The following is an 18,455-nucleotide window of genomic DNA, read 5'->3' on the forward strand; positions in this document are numbered from 1 at the left end:
GGATGCCACGACTGACATGACTACCGTCTCTGAACGCCCGCTGGCACCTGTTGGCGACCCCGGTGACAGTGCACGGACCCCGGCCGAACCGATTGATCAGCCGCTGGCGACTGTCGAGGATGAGCCGCGCCGCATCAACGTCCGCACTGTCGATGACACGATGTCGCTGTTCGGCAGCGCGGTCGCCTCGTCGGCCTTCGTCTGGGTCGTGTACGAACATGTGCTGCTATGGAGCGGGGTGCTCGGCTTCATCCTGTGCTGGTGGGTCGTGTTTCTCGCCTTCTATGCCGGCGTATCGGCGCTTTCGAATCCGCGACCAGAGGTGCTCGACCGGTTTGTCGCGGCCGTGGTGCTGAGCGGTGGCGTTGTCGTCGCTATCGCAGTGGCCTCGACGCTGATCTACATAGTCTGGAAGGGTTGGCCGGCCCTTCACCACTTGAACTTCTATACCAAAGACATGTCTGGTGTCTCGCCGACTGACCCGTTGACGAAAGGTGGAGTTCGTCATGCCGTCATCGGCACGGCGGTGCAGGTGGTGATTGCCACCGCGCTGGCCCTGCCGCTCGGTATCGGTACGGCCGTGTACATGACCGAGGTCGGCGGCAGGCTCGCCAACGTGGTCCGAACCGTCGTGGAAGCGATGACCGCGCTACCGGACATTCTCGCCGGATTGTTCATCTATACACTGCTCATTCTCGAACTCGGCGAGGAGCGGAACGGGCTCTGTGCGGGTCTTGCGCTGGCGGTGACCATGGTGCCGACGATCGCGCGCTCGGCCGAGGTGGTGTTGCGGGTTGTTCCTAGCGGGCTGCGCGAAGCGAGCCTGGCGCTGGGCGCGTCGAAGTGGCAGACAGTTCGCCGAGTGGTCATTCCGACGTCCAAATCGGGGCTGGCTACCTCACTCATTCTGGGAATCGCCCGCATTGCGGGTGAAACCGCGCCGCTCCTGATTGTCTCCGGCGCATCCACGTTCACCCAGTGGAATCCCCTGCACAACCCGATGAACTCGTTACCGCTGTTCATCTATTCCAACGTGCGCAGTGGCCTGCCGCTTGCCATTCAGCGAGCCTACGGAGCGGCCACGCTGCTGCTCGTCATCGTCGGCGTTCTCTTCATCACCACCCGATTCCTGGCCCGAGACAAGAGCGGTTCCCGATGAAATTTGTTCGTAGAAATCGACCGGTTCGCAAGAAACTGAGATGGCCAGCATTCGTCGCCGTGCTGGCCGCCGGCCTGCTCGCTACAGCCAACGTGCCGGCCGATGGTGCGGCGAGCCATCAGCTGATTCAGGGCACCGGCTCATCCTGGGCCACGAATGCCATCAATGTGTGGGTCGCGGGGGTTACCTCGAGCGGTCTGCAGGTCGTCTTCACCTCCACGGGTTCGGCTCAGGGCCGAAAGGATTTTGGTAATCAGACGACGGACTTCGCTGTCAGCGACATCGGTTATCTAGGTAAGGACCCTTTGACTGGGCAGCTTGACGTACCGTGCAAGCTGAACAGCCAACAGGACTGCCGCCCCTACGCCTATCTGCCGATCGTCTCTGGTGGCACGTCCTTTCCGTATCACCTGACCGTTGCGGGCAAGCTTGTACGCAACCTGCGGCTGTCAGGACAGACCCTTGCCAAGATCTTTACCGGTGGCATCAAGAACTGGAATGATAAGGCGATTTCGGACGACAACAACGGCAGAAAGTTCCCGTCGATTCCGATCATTCCCATTACTCATCAGGAGGGATCCGGTTCGACCGCGCAGTTCACCTTGTACCTCGATCAGCAGTACCCGAATATCTGGCGACCATACGCAGGCGGCGCGGGTTCGACTGAGTATTACCCGCATAAGGTCGGGATCGCGCAGAACGGGTCTGACAGCATCATCAACTACATAACGTCAGCTGCCGCGAATGGGTCGATCGGCTACGACGAATACTCGTATGCCCTGGCCAAGAACTACCCGGTCGCCAAGATCGAAAACGCCGCAGGGAACTTCACGTTGCCGACTCAGTACAACGTGGCGGTTGCTCTGCAGAAGGCTCAGATCAACATGAACAAGGCTTCGCCGGACTACCTGCTGCAGAACTTGTCGCAGGTCTACGTTGACCGCGATCCGCGGACCTACCCGCTCTCCTCCTACTCTTACATGATCATTCCGACGTCCGCGGCGGATTCGCGCATGACGACCGCCAAGCGGCAGACGCTAGCGGACTTCCTGTACTACTCGGTATGTCAAGGGCAGGCGCTGGTCGGTGCGGTCGGCTATTCCTCGCTGCCACTCAACCTGGTGCAGGCAAGCTTTGACCAGACAGCAAAGCTGAAGACCGCCGACCCGAAGGTCGACCTGGCGCGACGTAACGTCACGACGTGTAACAACCCAACCTTTGTGCCGGGCAATCTGTCGGCAAACCATCTCGCGCAGATTGCTCCAGCCATCCCAGCTTGTGATCGGGCCGGAGCCGGGCCATGTGCCGACGCGGGCAACCCAGGGACTTCCAGCGCGGCGGCGACATCGACGGCCGGCGGCGCAAATTCGGGACAGTCCGGCTCAACGTCGACCGGAACCGGTGATCTGGCACTCGGGACAAAGAAACCCTCGACGGGCCCCACGAAGGCCGCGGCGGTCAAGGTCGACCCGGCAACGGGGGAGCAAGTCACCGATACCAGCGGTGTTTCCGATTCGGAGGTCACGGGGGTACCCACCGACTTGGCCGCCTATCGCCAGTGCGACATGAGCCCGGTCCTGGCGCCGTTGGCCGCGATCGAGATGCTAGCGGTGCTTATTGTCCCGCCACTGTTCTACTTCTACGTGCTGCGGCGCCGCAGAGGGCGACCATGAGCCGCGGTAACGGGATCACGCGGGCGCGACGCCGCCTGAGCAAGACGCTCGCGGTCACCAGCGTCGTGCTTCTGGCGCTCGTTGGCGGCCTGTGGTTCTCGCAGTCGGCCCCGGCAGCGACCGTCGGAGCGACGGCAGGGTTCACTCACACGCAAACGGTCACCAGAGATCATCTGGTGGATGGCAAGGACGAGGTCGTCGACACCCGGAAGGTGACGGTGAACGTCGATACGACCCGTGATCTACGCGATCGACAAACGATCAACGTCACCTGGTCAGGTGCACACCCAACCGGTGCCGTCGTCTATGACAACAATTCGCAATACGCCGCGAGTCAGGAATACCCGATGGTGATTCTGGAATGTCGTGGAGTGGACTCCACGCGCGTGCCAGCGACCCAGCAGATCTCACCGGAGACGTGCTACACCCAGACCCCAGATACCCGCTATCAGCCACGCTCTCAGGGCTTCTTTCCGGCGTGGAGGGTCGATCGGTACGCCGCTGTGGCCGACCGTGCGCTCGTTGTCGATGCTCCACATCCCATTCCCCCCGCCTGCCAGGAGTTGGACACCGACGCCGAGCGGTGGGTGCCCTTCGTCGGTGCGAATGGCGCCGTCTACTCCGGTGGTGGTCTGGGGTGTGCGGGATTGGCTCCTGAACAGTCGATCGTCCAGACGCCGCTAGCACCTCCGAACGCAACCTTTGGAACGACGGACGTGGCGGGTAACGGATCCGCGAGATTCGTTGTCAACACTGAAGATACGAACGCGACGCTGGGCTGCTCCGTGTCTGTGAAGTGCGCGATTGTCGCTATCCCGATCATGGGGATCAGCTGCGACGCGCAGGGAACCGCTCGGTTACCGGGCGGGCCCCCACTTCCGGCGGCCGATGTGCCAACCGATCCGGCTGCTGCCTTCGCCACTTGTAGTCAGAAGGGTGCCTCCGAGCCGGGTGCAGCAGGCACCCAAGGGCCTGGCGCGTCCGTGCAACTGCCCGTCACCGGGCAGCTCTGGTGGGCAGCTTCGAACTGGCGTAACCGGATTACAGTTCCGTTAACGTTCGCGCAATCCGCAAGCGTCTGCGGCATCATCTCGAGCAGACCACCGATCAATTTCTACGGATCGGAATCACTTCTGCCCGCGACGCAACAGTGGGCCCCGACGTTCTGTCTGAACCCGAGTCTGTACCCGATCAATCACGTGCAGGCGAGTGAGGTTCAGGCCAAGAACTTGCTGCAGACCGGCCTCGCCAACGGCACGTATATAGGGGTAAAGGCGGCCTTCCAGGGAATGCCAGCCCAGTCACCGTTTATTAATCCCGTCGTGCAGGCACCCACAGGAATCAGCGGATTCGCAATCGCGTACATCATGGATGACGGCCAGAAGCGGGAGTACAAGTCACTCAGGTTGAATGCGCGGTTGTTGGCGAAGCTGTTGACGATGTCGTACCCCACCTACCCCGATGTCAAGCACGACTGGGCTAGCTACACCGTCAAGGTGGGCTCGAAGATGGAGACGCCCTACTTCGCTCAGGCGAGCAATCCACTGGATATGGCTGTCGACCCCGAATTCCTTGCCTTGAATCCTGGCATGAAGCTTCCTCAGATCAGCCAGCTCGAATCAACCGCGACGCTCTACGCAATGTCCAGCGATTCAGACGTGATGACGGCCCTGACCTCCTACATCAACAGCGATCCCGACGCCCGGGCCTGGCTAGACGGCCGGCCCGATCCATGGGGCATGGTCGTCAACCCGAACTATCGTGGGATCGCCCTCCCGCTCTCCAGCTGGCCGCAGCTAGACACCTACTACAACGGGCTTGGCAATCCGTGTCTCAGCGACAACCACTCGCCGATCTTGCCGTTGGTTGCCGCGCCGGTGTCTGACCCGTCAGTAATCCCGTTCAATGTTCAATTCGGCATTGCGAACTCCCAGGTTGCCTGCAACGTCCCGAACGGCCTACCAGACACCGCCGCAAACCGGAGCGTTGGGGCACTAGGACGCGAAGAGACGGGTAGCCGTTTCGTACTGGGGTTGGTCTCCCTTGCGGACGCGAGGCGGTATCAGCTCGACACTGCGGCGTTGCAGACGCAAAAGGCTCCTGGCGCGGATGATTTCACGGACCTGAGCGATCGGAGCTTCGTCCAACCGACCACTGGCGCGCTGCGGGCTGCGGCACTCATGCTCACCCCGGACGAGTCTCAGAAGACCTGGATCGTGCCCTACGACAGGATGCGAACCGACCCGGCCGGCAAGAATGCCTACCCGGGAATCATGTTGCTTTCGACCGACGTTCCTACCAAGTATCTCGATGCTGACGATGCGAACAGGTACGCGAGGTTTCTCAACTACGTGGCCGGGCCGGGACAGACGGCTGGACTGGCTAACGGTGATCTCGCGCCCGGGTATCTACCCATAACAGCGGCGAACGGGCTGCTCAGGCTGGCGAACTACACCAGAGCGTCCGCGGTCGCTGTAGCGAACCAAAAGGGCGTCGTCCCGAACCTAGACGGATCGGTCGACCCCGTGCCAGGCGGTGGTGGCGGTTCCCCTTCGTCGGCTAGCCAACCATCCGACAGCGGACAGAGCGACGCATCAAGTGATGCAGCGCCGACGCCACCGCCGGCGACCGCGGCTCCGCAGGTCTCGTCCTCGGCACCGAACACCATTGAGGCTCGCCCAGCGGGCTCGACCGCCGGTATCTCTACTGGTGTGCTTGGTTTCGCACTACCGGCATTGTTCATTCTGGCCTTGCTGACTGGGCTTGCGTCGGCGTACGTGAGCGGCGTTGGCCGGCGATGACGGCTGTTCAGGAGCGTCCCGCCCAACCCGACGCCGCACCTTCGTCGAATCCTGAGGACCGGTGGCGCCACGTCCGCAGAGCCATGCGCTGGCTACGGAATTTCTTTGCCGGTCGGGGCAAACCCAGCCGGCTCACAAAGGCGCCCACCGCGGCGACAATCATCACCACGTGGACGCTGCTCGCTTGCAGCTTCGCCGCATTGTGGTTCGTCTTCTTCGCGTTGGTGCTTAGTTCGCTTCAATTTCAGCACAGCCAGAGCAACCTCTACGCAAAGTTTAGGGAACAACTCTCACTGCAGGTCGCTCCGCTCGGCGGGATCATCACTCCGGATGCGCCTGTTGCACTGATGACTATGCCGTCTATGCATATCAAAGACTCAGTCGTTCTGGAGGGGACCGCCTCCGGCGACCTTGCCATGGGTGCTGGTCATCGGCGAGACACCCCGCTACCCGGCCAAGCGGGAACGTCGGTCATCTTCGGCCGCGAGACGCTGTTCTCGGGAATCTTCGGAGACCTGCCCTCCGCCAAGCCGGGCGCCACCTTCACCATGACCACTGGGCAGGGCGCTTTCACCTACAAGGTCGAGGAAGTCCGGCACAAGGGCGACAAGTTTCCGACCTTGCTCAAGAGTGACGAATCTCGAATCACCTTCGTCACCGCTGAAGGTGGCAGCTGGAAGAATGGTTGGACGCCCCAGCGCACCGTCTACATCGACGCAAAGCTTCAGGGCAAGGTCGTCGGGACTCCGTCGGGCCGTTTGACGGCAATCCCTTCAGCAGAGCAGGCCATGAAGGGCGACGTCAGCGCGCTCTTCTCATTGGTGTTATGGCTGCCGTTGCTGATCTTCGGTGCGGTGGCCGCAGTGTGGGCGCAGGACCGGTGGGGCCGGTGGCAGACCTGGCTCATCGGCGTGCCTGTCATCGTTGCTGGGCTCTGGGGCGTTACCGAGACTGCAATTCAGCTTCTGCCCAACCTCATGTAGAGGTTCACTGCGGGCAATATTCGCCTTATGCCGTAAGCCGATTACAGGCTGTCACGAAACCTTAGGAAAAAGGCCAACCTGTGGTTTCAGGTTCATCCCTCGTTAGTATTTCGACCTTCAGAAATAGGTGTGAAACCTAGAGGCTTTGCCTGTTCAACAATCCTTGCCTCGGAAAGGTTGCAAAATGCAGGTAAAGAGACTCTCGGTAGGAATGGGTGCGCTAGCTGCCGTCGCAGCATCGCTCTGCCTATTCTCTACCTCGGCTTTCGCGGACTACGGTCCGTCGGGAAACGACGTAGTCGGTGTCGGTTCTGACACCGTTCAGGCTGCCGGAGACTTCGTCGCTGATGGCGACGCACTCGGCGACCCCGGCTTCAACACCGCCGGCGCACTCAACCGCTTCATCAGCATCGACGCCACCGCCGATGCAAACACCCGCCTCGCTTACGGATCGCCCGGTGTCGGTAACGGCACGAACTGTGTGCCAGGAACCGGTGCTACTGCTGGCACCGGTAACGCCAACGCAAACCACTCCGACGCGCCGTGCACCCTGAACCCGACCGTGGTTCTGCGCGCGGGCCTGTCACCCATCCAGCGGCCGAACGGTTCCGGTGCTGGCTTCAACCTTCTCGTCGCTGACACGGCGACGAGCGGTGCCAACGCTGGCAAGTCCATCAACGGCCTTGTCGACTTCGCGCGCCGTTCCTCGGCTGCTGGCGCCAACGCGCTCTTCGACAGCCTCACAATCGGCAACGACCCGGTCGCGATGTTGACGTCCACGACGGCGACGACGCACGAAACCAAGGGCCTTTCGGTTGCGCAGCTCAAGGCTGTTTACCAGTGCACCCTGACTGACTGGGGTGTCGCCAACGGCGGCGCGTCCAATGGCCAGACGATCAAGCCCCTCCTCCCGCAGGTTGGATCCGGCACGCGTACGTACTTCCTCGGCCAGATCGGTGTCACCACGCCGGGTAGCTGCGTGCAGAACGTTGAAGAGAACGACCCCGAAGCCATCGATGGCAGCGGCGACCCCGCCAACGCGATCGAGCCGATGTCACAGAGCCGCCTTTTCCTCTTCCAGGGCAAGCTTTCTGACGGATCCCCCAACGGCCTCGGTGGATACTTCCACGACCCGTCCTGCGTCGGCCTCGCGACCACTCCGGCCGCTTGTGCCACGAACACCCTCGCCCCGAACGTGACCCTCTGGAACACGGCTGCCGGCCTGCCGGCACCGAGTGACAGCGGCGCACTGTTCAACCCAACCCGTCCGCTGTTCATCTACTTCCGTCACGCGGACATCACCAGCACCAAGAAGTTCGAGCCAGGTAGCACCCTGAACTGGGTTCGCACCATGCTGTTCAACCCGGGCGGCACCGGTACGCCTTACTTCTGCAGCGCAGCCGGCCAGGCCAACATCTCGGCCGCTGGCATCGTCCCCGCTTGCGTGTACACCGCTGCTGGTCCGTGACCTGCAGTAGCTAGCAACAAGTTTCTTCAGCAAAGCACTTTCAGCTCGGCCCAATAGATCGTGGGGCGGGCGGGCCCCCGCCCGCCCCACTGCACTCACCCAACTCAGTGAGAAAGGCAAGTATTCATGAAGTCTGTCAAAAGGGCAGTCGCGGGACTGGCGTCCTGCGCGATTGTGGGCGGTGGCCTGCTCCTTGCAGCAAGCTCCGCACACGCCGCGGGCACGGTGGATCCGGCTATCACCGGTGACGCCAACGCTCAGGGCACGGTCTCTTTCTTCAACGCCACTGGTACCCAGATCTTCAGCGGTTCGCTGAGCGATCTCGGTGGCGACTACCTAATGGCCTCCTCGGCCACCACGCGTACGGGCACCAACAAGGCGTCGCTGTTCGCCGCCAGCCCCGACCACACCAAGGCCGATTCATCGTTGTGGAACGCCGCGGGCCTCACCGCAGCCTCCAACTGGCCGTTGACCACCGCTGGTGGTGCTCCTGCCAGCCTGGTCGCTGCTGAGGGCGCTGGCGTTCCCGTTGTTCACGTCGGTGCGGGTGACGGTTCGCTGGCCGGCTTCTTCGCCGGTTCGGTCAACGACCCGACCGCTGGATTCGACCACATCGTTCAGGTTCGCCTCGAGGATTCCGGACCGGGCAAGCCCGCTCAGCTTCCTTTCTGGCAGGCCGACGTCCTCATCGACACGGTGGCCAACACCTGGACCCAGGTCTTCCCGGCGGCCCCCGTCCTCGTGAACACGTCCATCTCGACGCCGGTTGCAACCCCGACCAGCCCGGCTCCCGCCGGTACGACCTCGGTTGCACTGTCTTCGACCTTGACGGCCGCTGACTCGACCCACCCGGCCGGTTCCGTCGAACTCTTCAACGGTGCCACCGACCTCGGCCCGGCAACGCTGAACGCTGCCACCGGAGCCATCACCGCGACGGCGACCGTTGCCAACAGCACCACCTACAGCTTCACCCTCGCCTACAGCCCGGCCAGTGGGTACAACGCGTCGACGTCCTCGGCGCTGGCCTACACGGTTCAGGGTCCGGCAGCTGTCACCGCAACCACGGTGAGCGGCCCGACCTCGACCACCCTCGGTAGCGCGATCACCTTGCACGCAGACGTCAAGGTCGGCGCAACTGCCGTCCCTGCCGGTGCTGGCTCGGTACAGTTCGTCGTCAACGGCACCAACGTTGGCACCCCGGTTCTCGTTACCGCGACCGGTGCGGACTTCTCCTACAACCCGACGGCCACCGGTTCGGCGACCGTCACGGGCACCTTCACCCCCGCTGCAGGTCAGAACTTCACCACGTCAACCGACACCGCGGGTGTCACGGTGATCACCACCGCGCCGTCGTTCAACCCTGACCCGCAGACCGTCGTTGTCACGGTGCCGACCGGTACTTTGGTCATCAGCACCCCGTACACCGCTGCCAACCCGTTCAACCTCGGCACCCTGCAGTTGAGCGCCGATGGCACCGGCTTGTCGACCTCTGCTCCGTTCGGCAGCAACGCGCCGGCCGGAACTGACCCGGGCACCCTCGACGCCAGCCCGACCGCGTCGGTCACCAACGGTGTCACGATCACCGACACCCGTCCGGGAAGCACCGGCTGGACCGCCTCGGCCCAGACCACGGACTTCACTGGCCCGGCCGGTAACACCACCCCGATCGACGGCAACAACCTCAGCTTCACCGGTGTGACCCCGAAGTACATCACGGGCAACCACCTGCAGGCTGGCTCGGTCACGCCGTCCGACATCACCGCATTCAAGACGGCGAAGAAGCCTTTCGCTACCACGACGCAGGGCCCCGGCACCGTGAACATCTACGGCACCCTCGGCCTCACCGCGCCGACCTCCACCCTGCCCGGCCTGTACACCGCGACCGTGACCTTCACGATCGTCTAGTTCGGCCCGCGGGAAGCACGATCCCGTAAGCACCTTTACGGACAAGCTGAATCGAAAACGGCAGGGCGGGCGACGTATTCGCCCGCCCTGCCCAGTTCGTTAAGACCTAGTTCATCCGTAAGACGTTGAGAGTGAGTCTGCTACTCCCATGCCTGTATCAATGCCCAACCGGACGCCAGGACGTCCGCTGCGGTCCGGCCTCATTCGTGTTGTTGGCGTCGCGGTCACAGGATTGCTGCTCCTGACGGGGTCTGTCGCACTCAGCGCGTTGACTGGTCCTGGCGTGTCTGCGGCGACCAATTCCTCCAGCCCCGCAGCACCTTCGGTGAGCTCAGGATCGTCGGCACCTTCGACGACCGGCTCGCCGTCGACCGGTGCCGTGAAGGGCGGCGCGAAAGCACCGGCACGCGCGACCTTCGGCATCGGTCCCACGACGCTGGGGGCGACCAACGCCCGCGGTTACTTCTCCTACGACATGGGCGTCGGCGGCACCTACGCCGACCACGTCGCAGTTTTCAACTATGGCGCAACGACCCTGAAACTCACGGTCTTCGCGGCCGACCTCGAAAACGGTGACAACGGTGACATCGCGGTTGGCCTTCAAGGAGCGCCGACGAACGATGCGGGCAGTTGGGTCAAGTTGAGTTCGAACGTCGTCGCCGTCACGGTGCCGCCGCAGACCAAGAAGAGCGGCCCGGGAAAGGTAGTCCTGCCGTTCCGCATTGTGGTTCCCAACAATGCGATTCCGGGCGACCACGGTGCCGCGATCGTCGCAACGCTCTCCACATTGGGCAAGAACCCGAAGGGCGAGAACGTCCGGTTGGACCAGCGGATCGCCACCCGGATGTACCTGCGGGTCGCCGGCCCGCTGCACCCGTCGCTGGTCGTCGAGAACGTCAAGGTCAAATATCACGGCACCCAAAACCCGATCGGTCGCGGAACGGCGACGGTCACCTACACCGTTCACAACACGGGCAATGTCCGACTGGCAGCCGGTCAACTTGTCGCGATCACGGGTTTGTTAGGAACGAAGGCGAAGCCTGTTTCACCGCCTAACGTGCAGCTGCTGTTCCCCCGATCCAGCCAGGTCGTCACCGTGAACATCAAGGGCGTTCTGCCGACTGTGCTGCAGAAAGCGCGTGTGACGGTTACTCCGCTGCTCTTCCAGGACCAGAAGCCGATGCCGGTTCCCACTGCGGCCGCTTCGCAGTCCTTCTACGCGGTGCCATGGAACCTGTTCGGTGCCGTCCTGCTCGTGTTGATCCTGCTGGTCGCCGGCTGGTTCTTCCGTAGAAGGCATAAGCGGACGCCCCCTGCAGGTGGTTCAGGCCGCGGCCGGCGCCGCAAGCCCACTGGTCCTCCTCAACCCGACGGCCCGGTTGAGGTCGAGACGGAAACTGCGACGCAAAGGGTTGGTTCATGAACATCATTCATCGTCTTGGTAAGACGGTTGCCGCCTTATCACTGGCGGCGATCGGTACGGCGGTTCTGGCCCTACCCGCGCACGCCGCGGCGCTGCCGTTCAACGACGAGAACGTCAACGGCTACATCGGCTTGTGCGACAAGAACGGCCAACAGGTCACCTCTGGGAATCTCGCTGACCTTCCCTATATCTGGACGGCGGTTTCTTCTCAGCCCGCGCCGAGCGGAATGGGTACGAAAGTCCAAGGCAAGGCGACGCTGTATGCGTTCCAACCACGACAAGGCGTCGATCCGGGGGAGTGGACGGGCTACCAGATGACTGCGGGCTCGGCGTACACGAGCGACGCGCACCCCATGGCTCAGGCAACGACACTTGACCCGTCGCTGGCAGCGTTCCTGGAAGCGTATCCGGCAAATTGGCAAGGGCTCGTCGAGCTGCGGATGATCTATACCGCTCCCAACCACGTGGCACACACCGATACCTACCCGGCAACAGTCGTCAAGGTGACCGGTACGAAGTGGGCCACGGTGGACGGCGGCACGGCGGCGTGCGACGCGGGCAAAGCTGTCTCTGCAGAGACGATGTATCTACCCTCCTCGACCTTCACGAAGGCGCCACCAAAGCCCACAGCGTCGAGCACCAAGCCAGCTGGCACCACGGCGACTTCGGCAGCCTCGTCGGGCCGACCTGCCGAGTCGAGTTCGGCCTCGAAGCCAGGTGCAAGCGCCGCCTCGTCGACCGCCGCGGCTGCGGACAACGCGTCGGCCAGCGCCAAGCACGGTGGTTCCGCCGCGGGCTTGATCGCCGGAATCTGCGCGGTTGCACTCGTCGCGATCGGAGGCGGCGCACTGTGGTGGCGTCGTCGCAAGGTTGGTGAGGTTTGACAGGCAGAGTTGCCGAAGCAGCCCTCCAGACAGCGAAAAGTCTGCGGTTCGTGCCTCGTTCATCTAAACGTCTTACACAGAAGACCAGTCCTTTGCTTGGCACCGCCAGTGTGTGCCCGTGCGTCGCGCGCTGCGACATTCGTCAATCAACTCGGGGAGATCATCCGTGAAGCTAAGTAGACGTTGGGCCACCGCGGCCCTCACTGGCGTTGTCGGCCTAACGACCGCCATCGTGGTGACGGCAACTGGTGCGCACGCGGCGCCCGGGACGGTGGATCCGGCTGTTACCGGTGATGCGAATGCGCAGGGCACACTTTCTATCTACGACAGCAACGGAGACCAGATCTCGTCCGGCTCGCTTGACGATCTGGGCGGCAACTACTTCATGGCATCGTCGGCCACGGCCCGGGTCGGGACGACCAAGGCCTCGCTGTTCGCCGCCAGCCCCGATCACACCAAGGCTGATTCGTCGTTGTGGAACGCCGCGGGCTTGACCGCAGCCTCCAACTGGCCCCTGACGACCGCTGCAGGCGCCCCGGCCAACCTGGTCGCCCTCGAGGGTGCCGGCGTTCCGGTTGTTCACGTCGGCGCTGGTGACGGCTCCCTGGCTGGTTTCTTCGCGGGTTCGGTCAACGACCCGACAGCTGGCTTCGACCACATCGTCCAGATCCGTCTGGAAGATTCAGGACCGGGCAAGCCGGCCCAGATTCCGTTCTGGCAGGCCGACGTCCTCATCGACACGGTGGCCAACACCTGGACCCAGCTGTTCCCGACGCCTCCGCCAGCCAAGACCGTGACCAGCCTGACCGCCATCACGGCCAGCCCGGTTTCGCCTGCTGTGCACGGCTCAACGGTGACACTGACCTCGACGCTGAGCGCTGCTGACTCGTCCAGCCCGGCCGGCACCGTGCAACTGTTCGACGGCGCCACTGCTGTCGGTGCGGCTACCTTCACAGCTGCGACCGGAGCGGTGTCGAAGACCGTCACGCCGACCGACGGTGCGCACAATTACAAGTTCGTCTTTACGCCCACTGACACTGCCACTTACAGCGGCGCCTCGTCGGCGGTCTTGAGCTACACCGTGAACGCCGTGACGCAGACAACGACTGCACTGACAGCGTCACCTGCCGGGCTTGCAGTCGTGGGCGATTCAGTGGAACTAACCGCGACGGTCACGCCGGCGAACGCCGTCGGAACAGTCAAGTTCCTCGACGGCGCCACGATGATCGGCAGCGCGATGCCCGTGTCTGCGGGAACCGCCACGACCAGTACGACAACGTTGACGCTCGGCAACCACCAGTTGACAGCCGTCTTCGTTCCCACCGATTCCGCCGTCTTCGCGACCTCTCCGCCGTCCCCTGTGGTGGCATACGAGATCGATCCCCTGCCGGCGAACCCAACGACCACGACGCTGGCCGTGACACCAGCCGGGCCGATCACTCAGGGCGATAACGTGACGCTGGACGCAACGGTTTCGCCCACAAGTGCCGTGGGATCGGTGAACTTCTTCAACGGCGCGGTTCAGCTCGGCTCCTCACCCGTCGTTGCGGGTGCGGCAAGCTTCAGCCCCACGTCGCTGCCAGTGGGAACCTTGAGCCTCGTGGCGAAATTCGTCCCTAGCGACTCAACCCTGTTCGGTGCCTCGTCATCGTCTGCGGTACCGCTGGTCGTCAAAGCACCAGCGATCACACCGGTAGTCACAGTCACTTCGAGCCCGGTCAGCCCAATCGTCACCGACACGGACGTCACGTTCACTGCGACGTTCAACCCGACCGTGGCCACTGGCACCGTGCAGTTTTCTGATGGGAGCACGCCGATTGGTTCACCTGTCACGGTGACCGACGGCACGGCAACTGTCACGACGTCGTTTAGCACCGCTGCTACTCACTCGATAACAGCGGCGTTTACCTCATCGGACCTGACGGTATTCAAAGATGCAATCTCGGCCCCGTTGAGTGTTAATTCCATCCCGCCAGCAACGGCTACGGCGGTCAGCCTCGCGGTTTCACCGACGAGCCCGGTGGATCCAGGGACTTCGGTGACGCTCACCGCGACGGTGACCCCGGCGGACGCCGTCGGTAGCGTGGTGTTCACCGATGGGGCAACCGCAACCGGCAGCCCGGCTACGGTTACCAACGGCACGGCCGCGATCACCGTAAGCACCCTGGGTTCCGGTGTTCATTCACTGAGCGCCGCGTTCACCGCGACCGATGTCCACAACTTCACCAACAGCGCCACGACGTCACCGACACCGTTCACGGTGAACGCGACGGCGACCACTATCGCGTTGGCGGCAACGCCGGCCGATCTGGTCTCGCTGGGCTCACCCGTCAAACTCAAGGCGACCGTGTCGCCGGCAGGCGCGGTTGGCGGTGTGCAATTCCTCGACGGTCAAACGGTAATCGGGTCGGCACCAGTCGTGGCCGGTTCCGCCACCTTCTCGACGTCATCGCTGACCGAAGACACCCACACCCTGACGGCCGTGTTCGCGCCGACCGATGTAGCGAAGTTCGGGGCATCCACCTCATCTGCAGTAACCCTCACGGTGAAGGCAGATGCGATGATGGGCGACGCGACCGGGTCTGACGGCCAGATCTTGACGCCCGGCATGACGTTGAAACCCGGCCAGGTCATCACCCTGGCGGCAAGTGGCTTTGTACCGAACGAAACGGTGACCGAGGTTGTCCATTCGGCTCCGGTGACGATCGGTACGACACACGCAGACGCATCCGGCAATGTCACCACGACGATCACGCTGCCGACGAACCTCGCACCCGGCAATCACACGCTCGTTCTGCAGGGTTCACTCGACGCACCGAGCTTCGCGTTCGTGATCGCCGCGGTCACGACTCCGGTCGGCTCCACGCCGACTGACTCCGCAGCTGCGGCGGGAGATCCGGGCTCGGATTCATCGGGCGGCCTGCTGGCCAGCACCGGTACGAAGGTAATACCTGCGGCGGTGCTAGCGCTGTTGCTCATCGGCGGCGGCTTCGTTCTATTGACTGGCGGTCGCCGGCGACGCTCCAACGAGCGCTGACCGTTGACTTCTTAGCGAGATGATCGAGTCCCCGGTTCTGGTTCTTTCAGAACCGGGGACTCAATCGTTGGCCCCGGATCTTCAAGGCCTGACGATACGATCACGAACGGCCTAGGAGGTGGGCCCGGTGGCAGTTTCCGGCAGTGGATCGGAAAGTTCGTCTGCCGATTCGTGCCATGGCCGCCACCGCAATCCAGAACCGACACCGCCATTGACATCGCCATCCACACCGCCACCGACGGTGACTTCCGGGGTGAACCTCAATGATCCGGCCCTTCGTCGAAGATGGGAGATCGAGCAGAAGCTCATCGAGAATGACCTGGTCGATGAACGGATTTCTCGATTCCACCGGTTCATCTGGCTCGGCTTCGTACTCTTTTTCGCCCTCGACATCGTCGTGGCTAGCTGGGTGATCCTGAGTCGGATGTAGAAACAACCAATATTTGTATGGAGAATGCTGATGCGGCGCCTCTGCGCGATCTTGATAGGCCTATCGTTGTTGCTGGTTGGTTGTACTGGAACAAGCTCGAAGGCGACTCCCGTCCCGCCGAGCAATGCCAATGGCGTAGCGCAGTCAGGGCCGTTCCCAACTGCGACGGGGAGTTTCGGTGACAAACCTGCCCTGACGTTCAACCCAGGGAGCAAGCCGTCCACCGCCCTGCAGCGCAAGGTTATCCGCGCCGGTAGCGGTGCAACGATCGCCAAAGGGGATCTGCTCGCCGTGGATTACCTTGGTCAGATCTGGAACGGCAAGGTCTTTGACAATTCCTATGACCGTCATTCTGCTGAGGCCGTGCAGATTGGCATCGGCAGCGTGGTGACGGGTTGGGACACCGGTCTCGTCGGTCTCAAAGTCGGTAGTCGGGTCATGCTGTCAGTTCCGCCCGCGTTGGGTTACGGAGCCGACGGCAACAAGGCCGCAGGTATCACCGCCACCGACACCCTCGTCTTCGTTGTCGACATTGCCAAGTCCTACAACGGTCATTCGAGCGTTGATCCGTCCGCGACGGCACAGCCTGAGCCACCAGCAGCGCCGATCGTGACCGGCGCTCTGTCGGTCGGGCCGACGATCACGATTCCGACCGGGCTGGCCCCGCCGGTAAAGAAGAGCACCTACGTGCTTGCGAGGGGTCATGGCGCTCTCGTCACCCAGGGCACCGCGATAATCCAGTATCAGGGCGTCGACTGGGTCGGTGAGGTTGCCGGCTCTACCTGGCAGAACGGTGCTCCGACGTCGGTTCCGGTTGGCGCGGCGGCTGATTCGACGGGCGGCCTGTTCGACTCGCTTGTCGGCATCCCGGTCGGCAGCCGGGTCCTGATCGTCGCGCCCGCGCCTGCCGGCCAACCGACGGGGACCAGCAGCGCTGCGGTTGTCGTAGATATTTTGGCGCAACTCACGACTGCGAAGGCGATGGCCACCGAGTGACCGGCTGGCCGACAGCACCGGGTGTCACGCAGGCGAACATCGCCCGGCGGGTCGGCAAATCACCTTCTCGGGTGTGAAAAATCGGGCAACTATGGACTGATCAGTACTTTCTCTACGAAGGGCCTGTCATGTCCGTAATGCCATTTCGAACCCTTAACCCCGTTTCGGCCGGTGTCGCCGGTCTCGGCCTGATCGTCGCAACGAGCCCGGTCGCCGCCACGATGCTGGTATCGAGGGACTCCTCGCCGGCCGCTAAGGCCAAGATCCTGGATTGCCGGCACCAGAGGCCGATGCGACCGGAACTTAGGTCCGGGGACTGCATCATCGTCGTCGCCGGGGGCTTCAAGCCCGCGGAATCCATAAAGACGAGACTACAAAGCGCGCCGGATACGCCGGTGCTCGTGCGGGCTGACAGAGCTGGGGTCGTTCGCTACCGCATGGTGGTGCGCGAGCCAGCAAATCGGCGCGCGGACGTGCTGACCCTCGTGGGTCTCGGCCGGGCGACTGGTAGCACCGCTGGCACGCACAACGAGTCGGCGAACCTCATCGTGGCCGTCCCTCGGTTCGCAATCGTCCCTTTCACGGTCAGAGGCCGGCATTGAGATGAGCTGCAGGTGAACAGTCGAAATCTCGGCTGAAGCCTTTGAGCGGGGGCTGAAGCTGCCGATGTGTTGATTAGTCGACACGCGGAGGATTTCTAGACATGGCTCGCACACATATTCGCTCCCTGCGCTCCGCCGCACTAGCGGTCGTCGCGGTGGGAGCGGTTGCGGCTGCCGTGCCCATGACGCTCGCGGCGCATTGGGCACCTCTGAAGCCGCTGCCGGTAGAACGACGCCCAACTACCAGCATGACGGACTGCGGGGGCCGGCCGTTGCACTCTGCCATCGTCCGACCCGGTCAGTGCGTCGCGTTCGTCGGTCGCAACTTCAAGGGGCACGAGCTGGTCGAGGTCCGTCGCCGCAACACCAAGCAGGTAGTGCGTGCCGCCGCTGACGCCGCAGGAGCCGTTCGCTATCAGATCGTCCTGGCCCCATCAACACCAACCGGCGCCGATGTCATCACGATGGTCGGCCTCGGCACGACATCAGCAGCGGCATCGACAGCTACGGCCAACGCTGCCGCCGCCACCGCGAATCTGGAAGTGACGGTGCCTCGGTTCGCCGTCTTGAACTTCTCCGTCTCGCGCCACTAGTTGGGGAGCGCGCCACTAGTTGGGGAGTGCGCCACCAGTTGGGGAGTGCGCCACCAGTTAGGAGTGCGCCACTAGCGTACGAGCCAGCGGTCGGGCTCATGCCCTGTCGATCTGCCGGCCGGGCATCGGCTCGGCAAGATCTGCTCGCCAGGCAGGTGCGCTGAACGTCTCAGCGAAGTACTGCGTCTCATGCGCCACCTCCTCGTCAACGAACTCCATGACCGAGACTGAGTAGGTGGGCACACCGTCGTAGGTGATGATGCACTCGCTCACCCACACATTGCCGCTGCCAACGATTCGCAGCACCGTGAAGTGCCGATCGGCAGGGTGCCCGCCACGTTGCGCCGCGATCGTTGTGCGGCCTCGAAAGCGTTCACCTGATTGCGGATAGTCGAGGATCGCGTCGATGGCGTAGATGGCGTGTTCGGTCTCCGAATCGCCACGTTCGGAGGCGTGCCAGTGTTCGGAGATTGCTGCCCTGATCGAATCCACCGCGTTGTC

The 18,455-nt window shown here is 63.1% G+C and carries 14 protein-coding genes; 13 read left to right on the plus strand and 1 reads right to left on the minus strand.

Translation table 11 applies throughout. The features are described 5' to 3' along the window. Window positions 1–16: 16 nt before the first annotated feature. From pstA to ACSMXN_RS03845, 13 genes are all read left to right on the plus strand, one after another. Window positions 17–1,159: a phosphate ABC transporter permease PstA gene (gene pstA, locus ACSMXN_RS03785; RefSeq protein ID WP_022915217.1), complete on the plus strand. Its 1,143-nt coding sequence runs from the start codon at window positions 17–19 to the stop codon at window positions 1,157–1,159. Further along, window positions 1,156–2,832, plus strand: a complete 1,677-nt coding sequence (locus ACSMXN_RS03790; protein ID WP_022915218.1) for a substrate-binding domain-containing protein — start codon at window positions 1,156–1,158, stop codon at window positions 2,830–2,832. The genes pstA and ACSMXN_RS03790 overlap by 4 nt, the downstream gene beginning before the upstream one ends. Further along, complete coding sequence (locus tag ACSMXN_RS03795; protein WP_022915219.1) at window positions 2,829–5,633, plus strand: hypothetical protein; 2,805 nt, start codon at window positions 2,829–2,831, stop codon at window positions 5,631–5,633. The genes ACSMXN_RS03790 and ACSMXN_RS03795 overlap by 4 nt, the downstream gene beginning before the upstream one ends. Then, window positions 5,630–6,616, plus strand: coding sequence for a sortase domain-containing protein (locus ACSMXN_RS03800; RefSeq protein WP_081649324.1), 987 nt, complete (start codon window positions 5,630–5,632; stop codon window positions 6,614–6,616). Before ACSMXN_RS03795 ends, ACSMXN_RS03800 begins: the two co-directional genes overlap by 4 nt. A gap of 184 nt (window positions 6,617–6,800) precedes the next feature. Next, window positions 6,801–8,084: a substrate-binding domain-containing protein gene (locus tag ACSMXN_RS03805; protein WP_155958532.1), complete on the plus strand. Its 1,284-nt coding sequence runs from the start codon at window positions 6,801–6,803 to the stop codon at window positions 8,082–8,084. Between the two features lie 126 nt (window positions 8,085–8,210). After that, window positions 8,211–9,989 carry an Ig-like domain repeat protein gene (locus tag ACSMXN_RS03810; protein WP_027139911.1) on the plus strand — a complete coding sequence of 593 codons (1,779 nt, stop codon included), beginning with the start codon at window positions 8,211–8,213 and terminating at the stop codon, window positions 9,987–9,989. A 148-nt stretch (window positions 9,990–10,137) separates the two neighbouring features. Then, window positions 10,138–11,412, plus strand: a complete 1,275-nt coding sequence (locus ACSMXN_RS03815) for a hypothetical protein (protein WP_155958533.1) — start codon at window positions 10,138–10,140, stop codon at window positions 11,410–11,412. Next, window positions 11,409–12,296: a hypothetical protein gene (locus ACSMXN_RS03820; protein WP_022915224.1), complete on the plus strand. Its 888-nt coding sequence runs from the start codon at window positions 11,409–11,411 to the stop codon at window positions 12,294–12,296. Before ACSMXN_RS03815 ends, ACSMXN_RS03820 begins: the two co-directional genes overlap by 4 nt. A 166-nt stretch (window positions 12,297–12,462) precedes the next feature. Then, window positions 12,463–15,333: an Ig-like domain-containing protein gene (locus tag ACSMXN_RS03825; RefSeq protein ID WP_022915225.1), complete on the plus strand. Its 2,871-nt coding sequence runs from the start codon at window positions 12,463–12,465 to the stop codon at window positions 15,331–15,333. A gap of 127 nt (window positions 15,334–15,460) precedes the next feature. Beyond that, on the plus strand, window positions 15,461–15,763 hold the full coding sequence (locus ACSMXN_RS03830) for a hypothetical protein (protein ID WP_455407688.1): 303 nt from the start codon (window positions 15,461–15,463) through the stop codon (window positions 15,761–15,763). A gap of 30 nt (window positions 15,764–15,793) precedes the next feature. Continuing rightward, window positions 15,794–16,759, plus strand: coding sequence for an FKBP-type peptidyl-prolyl cis-trans isomerase (locus ACSMXN_RS03835; RefSeq protein ID WP_196811428.1), 966 nt, complete (start codon window positions 15,794–15,796; stop codon window positions 16,757–16,759). Between the two features lie 128 nt (window positions 16,760–16,887). After that, a complete protein-coding gene (locus ACSMXN_RS03840) occupies window positions 16,888–17,361 on the plus strand; it encodes a hypothetical protein (RefSeq protein ID WP_022915228.1) in 474 nt (157 codons plus the stop codon). Between the two features lie 101 nt (window positions 17,362–17,462). Further along, entirely contained in the window at window positions 17,463–17,954 is a 492-nt protein-coding gene (locus tag ACSMXN_RS03845; RefSeq protein ID WP_022915229.1) for a hypothetical protein, read from the plus strand. Between the two features lie 96 nt (window positions 17,955–18,050). Here the strand turns inward: ACSMXN_RS03845 and ACSMXN_RS03850 are convergent, their stop codons facing one another. After that, a complete protein-coding gene (locus tag ACSMXN_RS03850) occupies window positions 18,051–18,446 on the minus strand; it encodes a hypothetical protein (RefSeq protein ID WP_196811429.1) in 396 nt (131 codons plus the stop codon). Between the last annotated feature and the right edge of the window lie 9 nt (window positions 18,447–18,455).

Source organism: Parajatrophihabitans canadensis (assembly GCF_053764775.1).

What these genes read in the sequence shown, in the direction of transcription:
- pstA (WP_022915217.1), top strand. Translation starts at nt 17, where the DNA reads ATGACTACCGTCTCTGAACGCCCGCTGGCACCTGTTGGCGACCCCGGT.
- ACSMXN_RS03790 (WP_022915218.1), top strand. Translation starts at nt 1,156, where the DNA reads ATGAAATTTGTTCGTAGAAATCGACCGGTTCGCAAGAAACTGAGATGG.
- ACSMXN_RS03795 (WP_022915219.1), top strand. Translation starts at nt 2,829, where the DNA reads ATGAGCCGCGGTAACGGGATCACGCGGGCGCGACGCCGCCTGAGCAAG.
- ACSMXN_RS03800 (WP_081649324.1), top strand. Translation starts at nt 5,630, where the DNA reads ATGACGGCTGTTCAGGAGCGTCCCGCCCAACCCGACGCCGCACCTTCG.
- ACSMXN_RS03805 (WP_155958532.1), top strand. Translation starts at nt 6,801, where the DNA reads ATGCAGGTAAAGAGACTCTCGGTAGGAATGGGTGCGCTAGCTGCCGTC.
- ACSMXN_RS03810 (WP_027139911.1), top strand. Translation starts at nt 8,211, where the DNA reads ATGAAGTCTGTCAAAAGGGCAGTCGCGGGACTGGCGTCCTGCGCGATT.
- ACSMXN_RS03815 (WP_155958533.1), top strand. Translation starts at nt 10,138, where the DNA reads ATGCCTGTATCAATGCCCAACCGGACGCCAGGACGTCCGCTGCGGTCC.
- ACSMXN_RS03820 (WP_022915224.1), top strand. Translation starts at nt 11,409, where the DNA reads ATGAACATCATTCATCGTCTTGGTAAGACGGTTGCCGCCTTATCACTG.
- ACSMXN_RS03835 (WP_196811428.1), top strand. Translation starts at nt 15,794, where the DNA reads ATGCGGCGCCTCTGCGCGATCTTGATAGGCCTATCGTTGTTGCTGGTT.
- ACSMXN_RS03840 (WP_022915228.1), top strand. Translation starts at nt 16,888, where the DNA reads ATGTCCGTAATGCCATTTCGAACCCTTAACCCCGTTTCGGCCGGTGTC.
- ACSMXN_RS03845 (WP_022915229.1), top strand. Translation starts at nt 17,463, where the DNA reads ATGGCTCGCACACATATTCGCTCCCTGCGCTCCGCCGCACTAGCGGTC.